The organism is Belliella calami (genome assembly GCF_022549695.1).
Lineage (GTDB): Bacteria > Bacteroidota > Bacteroidia > Cytophagales > Cyclobacteriaceae > Belliella > Belliella calami.
Genome location: NZ_JAKZGS010000020.1, coordinates 45,671 through 63,000, shown reverse-complemented (window position 1 = coordinate 63,000; position 17,330 = coordinate 45,671). Strand labels below are relative to the sequence as shown.

General features: G+C 36.7%; 14 protein-coding genes and 1 tRNA gene. 2 read left to right on the top strand and 13 right to left on the bottom strand.

The genetic code is table 11. The features are described 5' to 3' along the window. Positions 1 to 812: 812 nt before the first annotated feature. Positions 813 to 886, bottom strand: a tRNA-Arg gene (locus MM236_RS17505). 179 nt (positions 887 to 1,065) lie between these two features. Here MM236_RS17505 and MM236_RS17500 point away from each other — a divergent pair. Beyond that, complete coding sequence (locus tag MM236_RS17500) at positions 1,066 to 1,803, top strand: porin family protein (RefSeq protein ID WP_241276288.1); 738 nt, start codon at positions 1,066 to 1,068, stop codon at positions 1,801 to 1,803. Between the two features lie 143 nt (positions 1,804 to 1,946). Here the strand turns inward: MM236_RS17500 and MM236_RS17495 are convergent, their stop codons facing one another. Beyond that, positions 1,947 to 2,519, bottom strand: coding sequence for a PA-phosphatase (locus tag MM236_RS17495; protein WP_241276287.1), 573 nt, complete (start codon positions 2,517 to 2,519; stop codon positions 1,947 to 1,949). Positions 2,520 to 2,570: 51 nt separating this feature from the next. Next, the gene (gene rpoN, locus MM236_RS17490; protein ID WP_241276286.1) at positions 2,571 to 4,025 is read right to left on the bottom strand and encodes an RNA polymerase factor sigma-54; all 1,455 of its coding nucleotides are present in this window, start codon (positions 4,023 to 4,025) and stop codon (positions 2,571 to 2,573) included. A 178-nt stretch (positions 4,026 to 4,203) separates the two neighbouring features. Here rpoN and asnS point away from each other — a divergent pair, with 178 nt between their 5' ends. Then, positions 4,204 to 5,655 (top strand): asparagine--tRNA ligase, encoded by a 1,452-nt coding sequence (asnS, locus tag MM236_RS17485; protein ID WP_241276285.1) that lies wholly within the window; start codon positions 4,204 to 4,206, stop codon positions 5,653 to 5,655. 150 nt (positions 5,656 to 5,805) lie between these two features. Here the strand turns inward: asnS and MM236_RS17480 are convergent, their stop codons facing one another. The 10 genes from MM236_RS17480 to MM236_RS17435 all read right to left on the bottom strand — a co-directional run bounded on the left by MM236_RS17480 (position 5,806) and on the right by MM236_RS17435 (position 17,329). After that, complete coding sequence (locus MM236_RS17480; RefSeq protein WP_241276284.1) at positions 5,806 to 6,996, bottom strand: MFS transporter; 1,191 nt, start codon at positions 6,994 to 6,996, stop codon at positions 5,806 to 5,808. A gap of 121 nt (positions 6,997 to 7,117) precedes the next feature. Continuing rightward, positions 7,118 to 8,617 carry an NAD(P)H-hydrate dehydratase gene (locus tag MM236_RS17475; RefSeq protein WP_369415218.1) on the bottom strand — a complete coding sequence of 500 codons (1,500 nt, stop codon included), beginning with the start codon at positions 8,615 to 8,617 and terminating at the stop codon, positions 7,118 to 7,120. After that, positions 8,595 to 9,896, bottom strand: a complete 1,302-nt coding sequence (locus tag MM236_RS17470; protein WP_241276283.1) for an MFS transporter — start codon at positions 9,894 to 9,896, stop codon at positions 8,595 to 8,597. The genes MM236_RS17475 and MM236_RS17470 overlap by 23 nt, the downstream gene beginning before the upstream one ends. A gap of 230 nt (positions 9,897 to 10,126) precedes the next feature. Further along, on the bottom strand, positions 10,127 to 10,585 hold the full coding sequence (locus tag MM236_RS17465) for an ExbD/TolR family protein (protein WP_241276282.1): 459 nt from the start codon (positions 10,583 to 10,585) through the stop codon (positions 10,127 to 10,129). Position 10,586: 1 nt separating this feature from the next. Continuing rightward, on the bottom strand, positions 10,587 to 11,228 hold the full coding sequence (locus MM236_RS17460) for an ExbD/TolR family protein (RefSeq protein ID WP_241276281.1): 642 nt from the start codon (positions 11,226 to 11,228) through the stop codon (positions 10,587 to 10,589). After that, on the bottom strand, positions 11,228 to 11,557 hold the full coding sequence (locus tag MM236_RS17455; RefSeq protein WP_241276280.1) for a hypothetical protein: 330 nt from the start codon (positions 11,555 to 11,557) through the stop codon (positions 11,228 to 11,230). Before MM236_RS17455 ends, MM236_RS17460 begins: the two co-directional genes overlap by 1 nt. Before the next feature lie 58 nt (positions 11,558 to 11,615). Next, positions 11,616 to 12,425: a MotA/TolQ/ExbB proton channel family protein gene (locus MM236_RS17450; RefSeq protein ID WP_241276279.1), complete on the bottom strand. Its 810-nt coding sequence runs from the start codon at positions 12,423 to 12,425 to the stop codon at positions 11,616 to 11,618. A 458-nt stretch (positions 12,426 to 12,883) separates the two neighbouring features. Next, entirely contained in the window at positions 12,884 to 14,212 is a 1,329-nt protein-coding gene (locus tag MM236_RS17445) for a TolC family protein (protein ID WP_241276278.1), read from the bottom strand. 1 nt (position 14,213) lies between these two features. Beyond that, positions 14,214 to 14,888 carry an ABC transporter ATP-binding protein gene (locus tag MM236_RS17440; RefSeq protein WP_241276277.1) on the bottom strand — a complete coding sequence of 225 codons (675 nt, stop codon included), beginning with the start codon at positions 14,886 to 14,888 and terminating at the stop codon, positions 14,214 to 14,216. 32 nt (positions 14,889 to 14,920) lie between these two features. Beyond that, complete coding sequence (locus tag MM236_RS17435) at positions 14,921 to 17,329, bottom strand: ABC transporter permease (protein WP_241276276.1); 2,409 nt, start codon at positions 17,327 to 17,329, stop codon at positions 14,921 to 14,923. Between the last annotated feature and the right edge of the window lies 1 nt (position 17,330).

The window sequence follows — 17,330 nt, the reverse complement described above, 5'->3', positions numbered from 1 at the left end:
CTTCGTCTCTGTCGTTTTGTCTTACAGTACTTCAATGAACTTATACACCGACTTTCCGGTGTCTTGAAAACCTCTCTGGCCTTATCCCCAAAACCCTCTTACGAGTTGGGTTTGCAAAGGTAGGAATAGAATTTAATTTTGCAAAATTTATTTTTGATAAAATTAAATTTATTTTTTTTACCTCTAATTGAACAAAATTAAAATTTTATTCTGTTTTTCAACTGCTATTTCCCTCGTTTGGGAGTGCAAAGGTGAACTTCTTTTTTTAAACCTGCAAGCTTTAAAAACAATATTTGTTTAAATTATTTTTAACTCTTGAATTTCAGGCAGATAAATTTTCGAAGCTTCTAAACCTAATTGGAAATTGATTTTTCCTATTATTATATACTTTGAAAACAATGCTATTTCAAATATTCAACTTCCAACCTTTCATTGGAAACCAATTAAAATTTAGAACTACTTTTTGCTAAACTTAGATGAAAAGCAGTGAGGTGCTTTATTTTGGTATAACTCAAAATAATCACATTCTAAAGAAGAAGAGCGGTGTAACCATCACTCTCAACTTAAAACTCCTATTCTTGTAAAGGGATTGTTGTTGACCTCGTCAGGATTCAAATACCGATACTCGGTACAGGCTCTGCAACCTCCTGAGCTATGTTTGTTTTGTAGATAAACAAAATCCTATTCTTGTAAAGGGATTGTTGTGACCTCGTCAGGATTCAAATACCGATACTCGGTACAGGCTCTGCAACCTCCTGAGCTATGTTTGTTTTGTAGATAAACAAAATCCTATTCTTGTAAAGGGATTGTTGTGACCTCGTCAGGATTCAAACCTGAAACCTCCTGAGCCGTAATCAGGTGCTCTATTCAGTTGAGCTACGAGGCCATAATTGGGATTGCAAATGTAGATATGATTTTTATATTTACAAAGTAGCTTACAAAGGTTTTTTAAATTATATTGAAGATAGCCAAATCACCAATTAAGAATAATTAAGATAAAAAGGGCTATAAATCGCTGATGTTTTTATAATTTAGCCGCTCAAATTAAATACAACAACATCTTTCATGAAAAGACTTATTCTAATATTAATAGGAGGATTAATTACATTAAGTGTATCAGCCCAAGAACGTACCAAAACTCCCATAGGAGGAAGACCAGATGTAAAAGGTGATCTTTTTTTAGATTTTGGTTTCAATACACTTAATAATAAGCCCGATGAATTAAAAACTCGGTTTTTCCCCTCAAGGACTTTTAATATATATTATCAATATCCTATCAACCTATTCGGTGAAGGCTCTGGGTTTACATTTAACCCAGGAATTGGGATAGGCACAGACAAAATGGCTTTTACAGAGGACCAAACATTGTTTAATAATCCTGCTTTAGGCCCTGAATCTAGTCAACTCTTAGAAATTAGAGATGTATATGGAGACGACATTATTGTAAATACCAACAATGTTTCTGTCAACTACTTTGATATACCTTTGGAATTTAGATATCATTTCAATAGAAGCAATTATCAGAGAAGTATGAAAATTGCTTTTGGTGGTAAAGTTGGATTCTTGATGAATTCCCATACTAAAATTGCATATGAAGATGAAAATGGTTTGGAAAGAAAGATAAAAGACAGACAAAATTATGGGATAACTCCTATTCGCTATGGACTGACTGCTAGATTAGGTTTTTCTGGTTTCAATGCATGGGGCTATTATGGTCTCAACCAAGTTTTCCAAAAGGATAAAGGCCCATTCTCAACACAAGCCAATCAAATCAATTTTGGCATTTCTGTAGCTCTTTTCTAGTATCAAAAATTATATTCATTTCGAAAAGAAGCTTCTCTCAACATTTAAAGAAGATAGATTTGACGGTGACGAAAAAATCTTGATTTTTAAAAACCAAAGCTATAAGCATAAAAAAAACCGACTTGTGTCGGTTTTTTTTATGCTTATAGCCAAACGATATAAAACGATCCGAAGCATATCCCAAACCCTAACAACAGTCCACCAAGAACTTGTAAGGGAGTATGGGCATTGAGGTAAAGCCTAGCTGTAGCGATGATGCCAGCCAGTATGATAACGGACAGCACCACATTCAAAAGGTTATATCCCTGCACCATGATCCCAAAAGCCAAGACAATTCCTAACAAACCACCTACTCCAATCATGTGGGCACTGATTTTCCAAAAGTAGCTGATACTAGTAAGTAAAATCAGGCAAATTGATATGACAAACAAAGTAAAAATCAATTTGTAATCCAGCCAATCTTTTTGATAGAAAAAATAAGCAGTCACTAAATAAAGTAAAGTAATGACAGAAAACGGGAATACCCTATCCCGATGATTCTCCATTTTCAAGGAAGGGATCACTTTGGTAAAGCGCATCACCAAGATGATCCCCAATGGAATAAGCAATGTGTTTGCAAATACCACAAACAAAACCAACATTTTATTGACTCCTCCTACAGCTATTTCGGATTGGGGAAGTCCAAAAAGCAGAAACACAAATATCAAGGTGGGCATTACCAAAGGTTGAAAAACCACCGAGATCGATTCACATATTTTTTTATACACCTATAATTCTTTTCTTAGTCTTGCCACTGGGATCTGAAGTTGTTCTCTGTACTTAGCTACCGTTCTTCTAGCTATATTGTAACCTTTATCATTCAACAATTTCACAAGCTTATCGTCGGACAAAGGTTTTCTTTTGTTTTCTCCATCTACCAGAGTCTGTAACACACTTTTGACTTCTTTGTTACTTACATCTTCACCAGAATCTGTAGCGATTCCCTCAGAGAAGAAATACTTCAGTGGATAAATTCCAAACTCAGTCTGAATAGCCTTACTGTTGGCTACTCTAGATACAGTGGAGATATCCATTTCTATCCTATCGGCAATATCTTTTAAGATCATCGGTCTCAGTTTGGTTTCGTCGCCTTCATAGAAGAATTCTTCCTGATAATCAAGTATAGATTGCATCGTTTTTAACAGCGTGTGCTGCCTTTGTCTAATTGCATCAATAAACCACTTTGCTGCATCCAACTTCTGTTTTACGAAAGTTACAGTCTCTTTTAATTTTTTGTCTTTTTTGTCACTTTTATCATAAGCATCAAACATCTCTGAATAAGACCTACTTACTCGAAGCTCTGGAGCATTTCTAGAATTAAGGGAAATTTCAAACTTGCCATTCACATGGGAAAGAATGAAGTCAGGGATTATATATTGAGTCTTTACCATCCCGTCTGATATCCCTCCCGGTTTTGGATTCAGCCTTGTGATTATTTGTACAGCTTCTTTCAGATCTTCATCTTCGATATTGAGTCTTTTCTGGATTTTAGTGTAATGTTTTTTTGTGAATTCATCAAAACAATCGTTGATAATCCTAATTGCATTCTGAACATTTGGATCGTCAGGATGCTCTTTTCGCTCAAGTTGAATCAAAAGACATTCCTGCAAATTTCTTGCAGCAATTCCAGCTGGGTCAAAATTCTGTATTTTTCTAAGGATTTCTTCTACCTCATCAATATCTGACTCTATATTTTGGCTAAATGCTAAATCATTAATTATCGCTTCTAAATCTCTTCTGATATATCCATCACTTTCTATGCTTCCAATTAATTGTTTCCCAATCAGCTTTTGGGTATCATCAAGTTTCAAATAACCTAACTGTGACAACAACTGCTCATGCAGGGAGATACCACCAGACAAAGGGATTTCTCGATCGTCATCATCGGGGGAATAGTTCCCATCACCTTGCATTTTGTATCCACCGTAATCCTCATTGAGATAGTCATCTATATTGACATCCCCTTCTCTTGAACCAAGATCCTCATCAAAGTTTTCGGGAAACTCTTCCTCTGGGTTTTTTTCTTCTTCATCCCGCCCTTCTTCTAATGCGGGGTTAATCTCCAGTTCCTCCTCTACCCTAGCCTCCAACTCTGCAGTCGGCACCTGAAGCAACTTGATAAACTGTATCTGCTGTGGAGACAACTTTTGTGAAAGAACCTGGCTTAAATTAAGTTTTTGCATATAGAATAATGATGAATTTTTGTAAAAGCTTTTTGGCTCTGATATTATTTGGTTTCCAAATTTAGGAAATTAGATCAAATTTTTGATAAAAAGCTTATTATATCGTTTTTTTGCATTCTTCTTGTCAACTCCCAAAAATTGGGAATAATGCAAGAATCGGATTAAACCACACGTAGTCATGGCGTTCAACAAAAGAATTAAAATCAAATCACTGCTGGAAAGCGATTTTGTGGGTCAGGAAGTGACTCTAATGGGATGGGTAAGAACCAAGAGAAGCAACAAAAATGTTTCTTTTGTCGCTTTGAATGACGGATCTACCATCAATAATTACCAAGTAGTGGCTGATCCGAATATTATTGAGGAAGAAATCTTAAAAAGAATCACTACTGGTGCTTGTATCAAAATCACTGGACAGATAGTCGATTCTCAAGGTGCTGGTCAAAACTCAGAGATCGCAGCTTCGAAAATAGAAATATTGGGTGATGCTGATCCAGAAAAGTATCCTTTGCAACCAAAAAAGCACTCGTTAGAATTCCTAAGGGAAATCGCCCATCTAAGAATGCGTACGAATACCTTTGGGGCTGTATTTAGAGTAAGACATGCCTTGGCTTTTGCTGTTCACAAATATTTCAATGACAAAGGCTTCTTCTACATCCATACACCGATTATCACGGCTTCAGATGCAGAAGGTGCTGGAGAGACGTTTAAGGTAACTACTTTGGATATCAAAAATCCACCTTTGACAGAAGAAGGAAAAATCGATTACAAAGAAGATTTCTTTGAAAGAGAAACAAACCTTACTGTATCGGGACAATTGGAAGGTGAGTTGGCTGCGATGGCCCTAGCTGAGATCTACACTTTTGGACCAACTTTCCGAGCAGAAAACTCCAATACTACGAGGCATTTAGCAGAATTTTGGATGATTGAGCCAGAAATGGCTTTTTATGACGCTGAAGATAATCAGGATTTGGCTGAAGACTTTCTTCAATCAGTCATTGGATATGCATTGGAGCATTGCAAAGATGATCTTGCTTTTCTTGACAAAAGAGCTGCTGAAGAAGAACAAAGTAAAAAAGCTGATCAAAGAAGTGAGTTGGGATTGTTAGAGAGATTACAGTTTGTGACAGATAATAAATTCGAAAGAATCACTTACACAGAAGCTGTAGAAATCCTCAGAAACTCGACACCAAACAAAAAGAAAAAATTCCAATATTTGATAAAAGATTGGGGAGTAGATCTTCAGTCTGAACACGAAAGGTATTTGGTGGAAAAGCATTTCAAAAAACCGGTAATACTTACAGACTATCCAAAAGAAATAAAGTCCTTCTATATGAGGCTCAATGAAGATGGAAAAACTGTAGCAGCGATGGACATCCTTTTCCCTGGAATAGGTGAGATCGTAGGAGGATCACAGCGAGAAGAGAGATTGGAAAACCTTACTGCAAGAATGGAAGAAATGAATATCCCTCAAGAAGAAATGTGGTGGTATCTAGACACAAGAAGATTCGGTGCTACACCACATGCTGGATTCGGGTTGGGTTTTGAAAGACTTGTGCAATTTGTAACTGGTATGGGAAATATCAGAGATGTGATTGCCTTCCCAAGAACACCTGGTAATGCAGAGTTTTAAAAAGTAAAAACATTTCAGTTTTCTTTAATTGGAAATGGCATGAAAAAAGAAAAAAATCGGTTGACTTTCAGACGTCAACCGATTTTTTTTTTTTTTAAATTTAATAATTGCATTCAATCATTTTTCAAATAGATAAACACCCCAGGAATACTAAACATCCACAACTTTTATCCTTCTAATCAAAGGAATACAAAGCAAGCTAAACACAATTGCTATATACCCTACTACATTAAAGTTGATCAATTCTCCGTTTGCTGTTTCTGCCAAAATCAATCCTGCAACAAAAGAAGCCATACCTGCTGCAATTTGCTGAACTGCAGAATTGAAACTAAGGAAGCTACCTCTATTTTCCGGTAAAGCAGTGCCTGTGATCAATGCTGATGCAGGTACCATCCTACCGTTAGATGTCACAAAAAACATAGTTGAAATCAATAAGACATAAGGGATTGGTGTAGCTCCCAAATGAGTAATGACAGCTATAGGAATCACATTTAATGTCATGAATATGGTGAAAATCTTGACCTTTCCATACTTATCTGTCAACTTACCTACCCAAGGTGATGTAAAGATCGTAAATGCACCCCCTGCCATGTAGATATAAGTGAGCTCCATATCGGTGAAGCCTACGTTTGCTACCATATAAGGACTCAGAAAAGGTATGATCATAAATTGCCCTAGCATCATCATGATGGTCAATGAAATGGCTCGCATTTGGTTTCCATTACTTGTTACTCTTCTGATTACTTGTATTGGGGTAGGTTTATTACTTTTTGTCACAATGTGATCTGTCAGTGACGGTATAAATTTATAAATCATCCAAAAAATCCCTCCTGATAAAACAGCTAAGAATATAAATGGTGCATGCCAATTAGAAATACTGGCAATGAACAAACCAAAAGGAACTCCAAAAACAGAAGCTACCGAAAAAGCCGCCATCACCAAGCCCATAGCCCTCCCCCTCCTGCTGTCAGGTATGACATCTCCGATAATTGATAATATCAAAGCAGAGGTCAACCCTCCAAATAATCCTGAAATTATTCTTGCTGTCAATAAAACGATATAGTTTGGAGATAATGCACAGGCAATAGTTCCCAAAAAGAAACCTAAAAAAACCCACATCATGATCGTTCTTCTATCATATTTATCCAGTACGAAAGCTCCCAAAAAACTACTCGCGCCAGCTGCAAAAGTATAGGAAGAGACCAATAGCCCAAATTCTCTTGGTGAGATTTCAAAAATCCTCATCAATTGGGGACCAAGTGGCATCAAAATCATGAAATCCACAATATGTGTAAAATTGATCGCAGCTAGCGTCCAAAGTAAAAGTTTTTCCTTATTCATTCCTGTAAGATATTTAAGTCAAACCCTCTTGGTTAGAAATAAGTTCTTTGAATGTCTTGGAAAAACCTAAAGGCGCTAGACAATAAAGTGATAAAAAAAGAAGGATACAGAAAAGAAACATTTATTCAATTCCCAATTCGATGAATGTATTAGGGATCTTTTCGATTATATCAGATGCTATCATCCCCCTTCTTTTGCTTTGAGAGGCCAACTCTCCTGCCAAACCATGATGAAAAACACCACATATAGCCGCGTTTTCAGGAGAATAACCTTGACCCAGAAACGAAGTAATCATACCAGTCAGCACATCCCCCGAACCGGCAGTTGCCATATATTGGTTGCCTGTGGAGTTAAACAGCTTTCTGCCATCTGGCAATGCTATCAAAGTATGCGCTCCTTTCAATATCACAACAACATTATATTCTATTGCAAAAGAAGTGGCTTTTTCTATTCTTTCTGCGTGATTTGAAACTTTACCAACCAACCTTTCAAACTCCTTGAGATGGGGTGTAAGTATGGAGTTCTTAGGTACTTTTTTTAACAAAAAAGGATTAGCTGCCAACAGATTTATAGCATCGGCATCAATAACCATTGGTTTATTGAAACGAACCATGATTGAAAGGAAATAATCTGGGTCAATAGCTGTCCCCCAACCTGGCCCTATCCCTATGGCATCCATATTACCTAGATCTGTGTTTGACTTGACTTGAAAAAGCATGATTTCATTGTAAGGGATTTGGACACTGGAATTCTCCTCAAACTCTGGAGCACATGAAACCAAACCCGAACCACTTCTGAGTGCTGCATATGAGGATAGAAACAAGGCTCCAATCTTACCAGGAGCTCCTCCTATAAAAAGAACTCTACCAAAATCACCCTTGTGGCTAAATCTGTGAAAATATCTATGCCTGCTAAAAATATCCTCCTTTCGGATATAGAAAGTATTGCTACTGAACTTTTGCAGAAATTGATCCTCAATTCCAATATCAACAACATGAAGTTTTCCTGTGAACTGAATATGCTCGGGAAACAATAAGCTAAGTTTAGGAAATTGAAATGTAACTGTATGTTCCGCATGAAATACTTGTCCGGTCGTAACTGAATCAGATGGCAAACCTGATGGTAAGTCAATCGCAATACGAGTAGCAATAGCATTATTCAATTCGCCTATCAAATCACTAATAGCCCCTTCTAAAACTCTGCTTAGACCAACTCCAAATATAGCGTCGATTACAATGCTCCCATGATCAATTTGCCTATTCCAGTTTTCGAAATTAGTTGCAATAAAATTCTTTGGCAGCTTTTTAAAATTTGCTTGAAAATCCTTAGAACATCCTTTTCCATTCATCAGGTATAAAACATTAATTGGATAACCCATTTTACTTAACAATCTAGCGATAGCAAGACCGTCTCCACCGTTATTCCCAGGACCACAAAATATATAGATCTTAATAGTTCTATCTTTGAAAATACCATAAAACCATTCTACGAATGCAGAAGCGGCTTCCTCCATTAGGTCTATTGACAGAATACCTTTGGACAAGATGAATTCTTGATCGAGCTCTTTAATACTTTCACCGTTGATTATTGGCAGCATGTCATACATTGACTGGTTTTTCAAAATCACTTTTGGGTATTTTTAATAAAAATAGGAAACCTAACCCAACAAAGAAAAACAACCCCAATGCTAAGGAGCTATTTCTCATATTTCCTGTAAGTTGCTCGATAAACCCATACGAGAATGTCCCAAATACGATTGCTATTTTCTCTGTCACATCAAAAAAACTAAAGTAAGAAGCATGATCTGTTGTTTCTTTAGGAATCAATTTGGAATAAGTAGATCTTGAAAGAGACTGAATCCCTCCCATTACCATTCCTACTACAAATGCTAAAGCGAAGAATTGATATTCTGTATTGACGAAGTAAGCGCCAATACAAATAAATACCCAGATAAAAACCATAATTACAAGAGAACGCTTGTTGCCGTAGATTTTAGAAATATAGGCAAATAAATAACTGCCCCCTATAGCTACAATTTGAATGATAAGAATTGTAATTATCAACTTATCACCAGGCAACCCCAATTCTTTATCCCCAAAAGTTGCAGCCAAATACATGACTGTTTGAACTCCCATACTGTAAAAGAGAAAGGCAGTAAGAAATCTTGTCATTACTTTGGAAGATTTCACTTTGAGATAAACTTCACTTATTTCTTTATACCCTCTTAGGAGCAATTCTTTATCAACTTGCTTCTTATAGGGATTATTCGGCAAATGCTTGAAGGTGATTTGCGAAAAACCAGCCCACCATACACCTGTAATCAAAAAAGACCATCTTGCAGCTTGCCCGCCATCAGAAAGACCAAATAGTTCAGGAACTTCAATCATCACTAAATTCAAGATTAATAAAATAACACTTCCTATATAGCCTAAGGAGAAACCTTTTGCACTTAAAAAATCAAATTCATCCTCAGTGGCTATCTCAGGCAAAAAAGCATTATAAAACACAATACTACCTGCATATCCTATACTTGCCATCATGGCACAGATGATCCCATATTCCAAATTATCTCCATCAAAAAAGAACAAGCCAACACAAGAAATAGAACCAAGATAAGCAAAGAACTTCATGAAAAAGAGCTTTTTTCCCCCTGAGTCAGCAATACCAGAGAGAAGCGGCGAAATCAAGGCAATTACTAAATAAGAAAATGAAATAGAATATGAATAAAGAACAGTATTGACAATCTCAAATCCAAAAAAGTCAACCAAATCTCCCCTGTCTTCAGATTTGGTAACACTATTGAAATATACCGGAAAAATGGTAGATGTGATGACCAAACTGTAGACTGAATTGGCCCAGTCATACATCGCCCAAGCAGATTGAATTTTCTTTTTACTCATAAGTAAAGCTTAAATTTTATCAAAGCTATTAGAATATCTTGATTGAATTTAAAAATTTTTGATTTTTCAACAGCCAACTAACAACAGAAAACTAAACCACTTTTGTTAGAGAGACTTCTTATGGCTCGTGGCAAAGTATAGGGGTGTTTTTTAATAAATCAACTCTAAAATGGAAAAAGCCACTCCTTTCAGAGTGGCTTAATTTAAAATGTTCGAAAACAGGGAGTAAATTAATCCAATTTACCTACTGATGCATAAAGTACCCTTCTTGCATCGACCTCTCTTAATTCAAATTGAATATCAGAGATAGGTCCCATTTTCACTTCTCTGTCAGCTTTCAAAGAGATTGTTAACATCTCTCTTTCAGATTCTGATCTTTTATCTTTTTCTTGGTTTACCCAAAGAGCAATATCAGAAGTATTGATCAAAGCATCATTTGCTTGAATTCTTGGCTCAACACCATACATTGCTGTATTTTTAGGTTTACCAACATACAAATAAGATATCAGTGTCTTTTTTTCCAACTTTTGAAGCTGTGTAGCTTCAGGGATTTTTTGATCCACCAACATCGTATTTTCCCTCAAAACTGTAGTAGTCATGAAGAAAAACAAAAGCATGAAGATAATGTCAGGTAGAGCAGAAGTTGGAATATTCACTTCCACTTTAGTCTTTTTCTTAAATTTTGACATATTAATTACCTCCTGTTTTATCTGGTTCTGCAATTGAGATTGCCATTGGCAAATCTGCTTTACCTCTATCAATCAACTCTTTCTCTGCGGCGTTTTTACCTGATAGTGCTCTGTATTGCTCTGCAGTAATACCAACCCTCTCTGCATAAATCTCGAAATATGCTTTTTTCACTTGATCCAAAACCTGAAGGTAAACATCATAAGATGTACCACGGTTAGTCTTGATAGAAACTACCGCTCCACCAGTAAGTGGATGATCAGAGGATTTAGGATCTCTATTAGCTTGAGATTTCAGCGATTCAGGAAGACTGTTATACAGTGCTATTGCATCTGCATTTGGATCACCAAAGTTCAATATAAAGGCTTTGACGTCATCTGATAAGCTTTCAGTATTGTCTAAATACTCACCTTCCACCAACAATTGGTCATTTGCATTGACCAAGATGTTGAAAATATTTCTCTCGTTAAGAGGTATTTCCGGTGGTGGCACATTCGGGTCTTGCTTTGGAGGCAAGATATTGAGAATACCTTTATCCGAAGCAATAGTAGTAGTTACAAGCCAGAAGATTAAGAGCAAGAAGGCTATATCAGCCATCGACCCTGCATTTACCTCCTGCGCCATTCTGCCTCTTTTGCTAGCCATTACCTGATTGCTTTATTAAGTTCAGTGAATACAATACCTAGCAGTGCTAAAATTGCCAAGACGTAAGTTGTCACTAGCATTCCCCCAACGAATTTTGCTAATGTAGGAGTCATATAAAATGGGTCACCTAAATACTTTGGGGCTACTTCACTGTCAGAAGTACTAAATGCTATTAGGAAAATCACACCTAATGCAACTACACCAGCTGCAGTTTTTGCAAGACTTTTTGGATTATCGAGGGATTTGATCAATGGCATTAGGACAGCCACAATCACACCAACGATAATCAATAAGTAAGATACGTATAAGAAAATATCTATAGAATCCATATTGAATTATTGCTAAAGTTATAAATAATTAATAGTTGAAACTATAATCAACCAGTAATTACTTAGTCAATTTATGCTTCACTAGGATATCTACCAATGTGATAGAAGCATCCTCCATGTCGTTTACCAAAGAATCGATCTTTGCAACACAGTAGTTATAGAACAATTGAAGGATAATCGCAACGATCAAACCAGCAACTGTAGTCAAGAGCGCCACTTTGATACCACCTGCTACCAATGAAGGAGAAATATCACCTGCTGCTTGGATAGCATCGAATGCCTCAATCATACCGATTACAGTACCCATGAAACCAAGCATTGGAGCTAGAGAGATGAAAAGCGAGATCCAAACTAGACCTTTTTCCAATCTACCCATTTCTACGGAACCATAAGCGATGATTGATTTCTCAACCATTTCGATACCTTCTGAGTATCTCATCAATCCTTGTGTAAAGATAGAGGCTACTGGACCTTTGGTGCTCTTAGTTACATCTTTTGCAGCTTCGATTCCACCTTGTTCCAAAGCTTCCTCAACTTTCGCAAGTAACTTCTTAGTGTTTGTTGTCGAAAGGTTCAATGTTACGATTCTTTCCAAAGAAACTGCAAGACCTAAGATCAAACAAATAAGTACTGGAGACATAAAAGTAGTACCACCTTCAATGAATTTATCCTTGATTACTTGGTGGAAACTTTTGTCTTCTTCGATGATTTCATCATCAACAATCGCAGGAGCAGTATCTGCTTCAACTGCTTCAACAATTTCTGTTGTGTCATTTTCTGCAGAATCTTGATCTGCGTCTTGAGCTTTCGAGATAACCGGAGATAAAAGGATTCCGGATAGCATGAATAAAGCGATTAACTTTTTCATAATGTAGATTTTAATAGACTTTAAATAAAGGTTAAACGGTTTCTAAATTAATATTGAATTTTAAAGTTATCATTTTTTCAATTCAAATTGCAAAGGATTGCTTCATATTTTTTTGAGAAAATAATATCAGTAGGCATTTTCAGAATCGTTTTGCAAGCTAAAATATCCAATATGAAGTAATTAGGGAATTTATGTAAATGGGTTAAAACTAAATTAAATGGGAAATTATTGGTATTGATGTTATGATCTATACTTATAACTAGTACTCAAGCATACTCATTATATATACGTCAAATGTTTTACAATAACTTTTTTGCCCTTGATTTAATTTTTCTAGACTCCTAATTTTTCAAATATTCTTCGAGTATTCAGTTTATTTCAAATGTAAGTTTGAACAAAACGAATAACTAAAGTTATAAAAATAAAATTTTATTTTATCATCTTTGCTGATTTTTTTTCTACAACTCCAAAATTCCAAGCGCATATTTAAACATTACTTCTTGAAAATATAGGGTATATTTCGCTTGGGCAAAATCCGATTGAGCAGTCACCAGCTGTTGATTGGCTTGAGCCAAATCCACAAAATTACTTATTCCAAGCCTAAATCTTTCCGAAATTGCTGTTTGGGCTTCCTCTGCTGCATTCAATTGGACTTGAGTTGACTCTTGTCGTTGAATCGCTGCTTTGTAATTTTCATACGCCAACTTGACTTCTTGTGAAATTCTTCTCTCCAACGCCACCTTATCTAGTTGCTGATTGTGGAATTCCATTCTAGACCTAGCTACCATCGCTCTATTTGTGAAATTGTTGAAAACAGGAATCGTGAGGCTCAATCCAAAAGACCTTTGTGGAAATATGGTAAAGAACTGATTGCTAAATGTCCTAGGATCCAAAGTAGTATAGAAAGTATTGTAATTGAAAAAGGCGTCGAGCCTCGGAAGGTAACTCGCTTTGGCAGCTGCCAACATATTTCTATTTGCCAACTCCAGTGATTTTATTTGCCTGAAGTCATTCCTTTGATCTACTGCTAATGTTCTTAACTCGTCCAAAGGGTTTTTCAACAATGCGCTTTCCTGCAATTCTAGCTCTATAGGTTCCACTTTTGGGATTGTGTTATTAGGAAGCTGTAGCGTTTCTGCCAATTCCCACAAATCAGTCTCCCACTTTATCTTTGCTTCCAAAGCTACTGTCTCCAACCTTGCTACTTCGGATTTCTGGTTGTAAAAATCCGCCAATGTCCTCAAACCAACTTCCACATAACCTTCTATCTGCTCCAATTGCTTTGTTTGGTTTGCCAAGTTTTCATTAGCAATTTTATACAATTGTTCATCAAGCAAAACTTGAAGATATTGTCCTCCTATAATAAATATCAGATCTTGCTTTGCATGGGCTATACCAAACTCTCCAGCTTTTTCAAAATTCTTTGCACCTTTGGTAGTATTGACTCTTTGGAAACTGTTGAACACAGTCATGTTTGAATTTACCCTTCCTGAGATGATGTCATTGACTTCATTGGTCACGATCAATTCTCCCTCAGCTTGCTGAAACTGTTGACCAATCTGTCTGTACGTATCATTCGATAGATTCAAGTTTGGTAAGTGACTCAGCTGTGCGTTTAACCGCTCCATGCGAAGGACGTCTTGTTGGTTTTGAAGTTTTTTGAATTCGAGATTTTGCTGAATCCCAAACGCAACAGCTTCTTCAAAAGTGACTGGAATTGTATCCTGAGCTTGTACCACCTGCTGGCAAAAAACTGCCATCAGTAAAATTGTCACGTGCTTTCTCATTTTATAACTGAATATTTTGAAATATTTTCCCATCCGACATTTCTATCAATCGATTGCCGTAGTTTGCATTTTCCCTGGCGTGTGTAGCTTGGATAATGGTAGTTCCTGATTCATTTAATTCCTTAAACACTTCCATTATTTCTTTAGCTTGGACAGAATGGAGATTTCCAGTTGGCTCATCGGCAAGCAAGATTCTTGGCCTGCCTGCTATTGCCCTAGCAATTCCCACCAACTGCTGCTGACCTCCTGAAAGTTGTTCAGGAAAAAGGTCTTTTTTGGCTACCATGTTGAACCTATCCAAAAGCTCGGCGATGATGCTTTTTCGTTCCGATGAATTTGTATTTCTATATAGCAATGGCGTTTCGATGTTTTCATAAACAGTGAGCTCATCTATCAAGTGATATGCTTGAAAAATATATCCAAATTCAGATTTGTGAAGTTTTGATCTATTTTTCTCTTTCATATCATGGACAGCTTTTTCTTCAAAGAAGTATTCTCCTTCATAATCCTGATCCAGAAGCCCTATTATATTGAGCAATGTTGACTTTCCTACTCCCGATGGCCCCATCAGTGTGATAAAATCCCCTTCATGGATTTCCATATCTACTCCTTTGAGTATAAAACTTCTTTGGTACTTAGAAGAAATGCTTTTTTCTATGTTTTTCAGTGTAATCATTCTTATTTTCTTTATTAAATCAAACTAGTGGGCTATTCACTTTTCAGAACTTTGGCGGGATTAGACTGGGCTACACCTAATGAGTGAAAGCCAACCACCAACAATGCCATAATCATGACACCAAGGCCTACAACTGCAAAGAGAAAGTATGGCATCGATATTCTGTAGGCATAATCTTCAAGCCAAAGTTTACTAATGTAATATGCTGGATATATGGCCAAGACAAAAGAAATCGAAACTAGCCAAACGTATTGCCTTGAAATCAATCCGACGATTTGTAAAACACCTGCACCAAGAACTTTTCTTATGTTCATTTCTTTTGTCCTCTGTGCAATGGTAAATGATGAAAGTCCAAAAAGCCCCAAAATTGATATTAAAATGGCAATGGCTGCAGCAAAAAATAAGACGCCGTTGATTTTTCGGTCATTCTCGTAAAAAGACTCCACAACTTCATCCAGGAAACTGAAATTTGCTGTCTCAAATGGATAAGTTTCGGCATATATATCCTCCAATCTTTGCTTCATGTAAGCCAAATTTTGACCATTTGAGACTTTCGCAGTCAGCATATGAAAGTAATCAGGTCTATAAATCAATACTATAGGCATGATTTCTTCTTTGAGACTCCTTGCGTTGAAATTGTCCACTACACCTACAATCGTCCTGAGTTCATTTCCCAAACGTAGTGTAGAACCTATCATATCCTCCACTTCCGAGAAACCAAGGGTTTTGACAAAATTCAGATTGACAACAATTTCATCTTCTTGATTATTGGTGTTTCTTCCCGCCAACAATGAAATCTGATGCGTGCCAACGAAAGCGGAGTCAACATTCATCACATGCACATTCAGAGCGTTTTCTATTGTATCCTTCAAATAAAAGGCGTCTGAAGTCCAAATACTATTGGAAGTCACCAAAACGCCGCTCATGCTGACTCCCTTCACGAAACTCTCTTGTCTTATTCTATCTGATAATTGCTCACGGACAACCCTATCTCCCATAAATGGCAAATCTGTAAATAAGACCGCATTTTTTTCAAATCCTAATGGCGTACTGCTGATGTATTTGAGTTGTGTCGATATAACGGCTACCATAATTATAAATGCTATCGAAACCGCAAACTGAAAGATTGTGAGGTTTTTTCTTAGAAATACACCTATAGAAAATCCATTGACATAGTTAACCTCTCCTTTTAGCGCCCTTTGTGGGTGGTAACTTGATTGTATCAAAGCTGGATAAATACCAGACAAAATTGTCAATAGGAGTGCTATTGAAAAAATGAACACACAATTTTTCACTTCCAAAATGCTAAAAGTAAATTCGGACAGAAAGTAGTCTTTAAAAAAATGATGTATTTGATCTGCTATCAATAATGAAAAAAGAGATGCAACAAAGACGATCAAAAACGTTTCACTTAGAAATTGTAACATCAATTGAGCTCTATCACTACCCAGGGATTTCCTTATCCCAACTTCTTTGGCCCTACTGATGGCGTGAGCTGTTTCCAAATTGATAAAATTCAAACAGGCCAAGGCCAGAATGATCAATCCTACAAATGTCAATCCCCGAAGTAGCGGTTTGGATATGGTGCTGTCATCATAGTTTTCGCTAAAATGCATCTCGGCAATTGGTTCTCCTATGAAAGTAGTGTTGTTACCTTCTTCCCCAAGGTATTTTTTTGAGATTCCCAAAAGAGCTTCATCCAATTCATTTTTAAGGACGCCTTCATTTACTTTGACAAAGAGCTGACTGGAGCTATTTAGATTATTCCAACTATGGAGCCCATACCAATCTTCAGACTCCATTTTTTGGATTGTTTTGAAAGAAATGAAATCTGTGAAAATGAAGTCTGAGTTTTCTTTAAAGTCAGCCACTACACCACGGATTTGTGCATATATGGAATCAGAGTCTACCCAAAGAACTTCCTTTCCAATCACATCACCAGCAGACAATCCAGGGAAATAATGCAGTAAGCTAGACTCAGAAATTACTGCAACATTCGGCTCTGAAAGTGCTGATGTAGGGTTTCCTGCAAGCCATTTTCTTGGGAAAATTTCAAAAAAACCGTCATCAGCAAAGGCAACTCCTCTCTTTCTTCCGATGACTTTATTTTGTTCTGGTATCGAAACCATCGTTTCGTAAAGATGGTATAGCCTCGCTTTTGATTCAATCAATGAAAGCTCCTCGTCAAGCACCTCTCCCAAGGGGCCGTTGGTACCTGATGACTGAAAGAATTCTCCTGGCTGCCACTCAGAGTAGGTGTTTAACCTATAGATTCTGTCTTCGTCTGGATGAAATCTATCAAAGCTATATGCAGATAAAAGCTGATTGAAAATCAAAAGGCAAATAGCGATGCCCAATGATAAGCCAAAGACATGGACAAATGTACGCAACTTGTTCCTTTTGATATTTCTGAACGCAATCAGTAGATAATTGTATAGCATA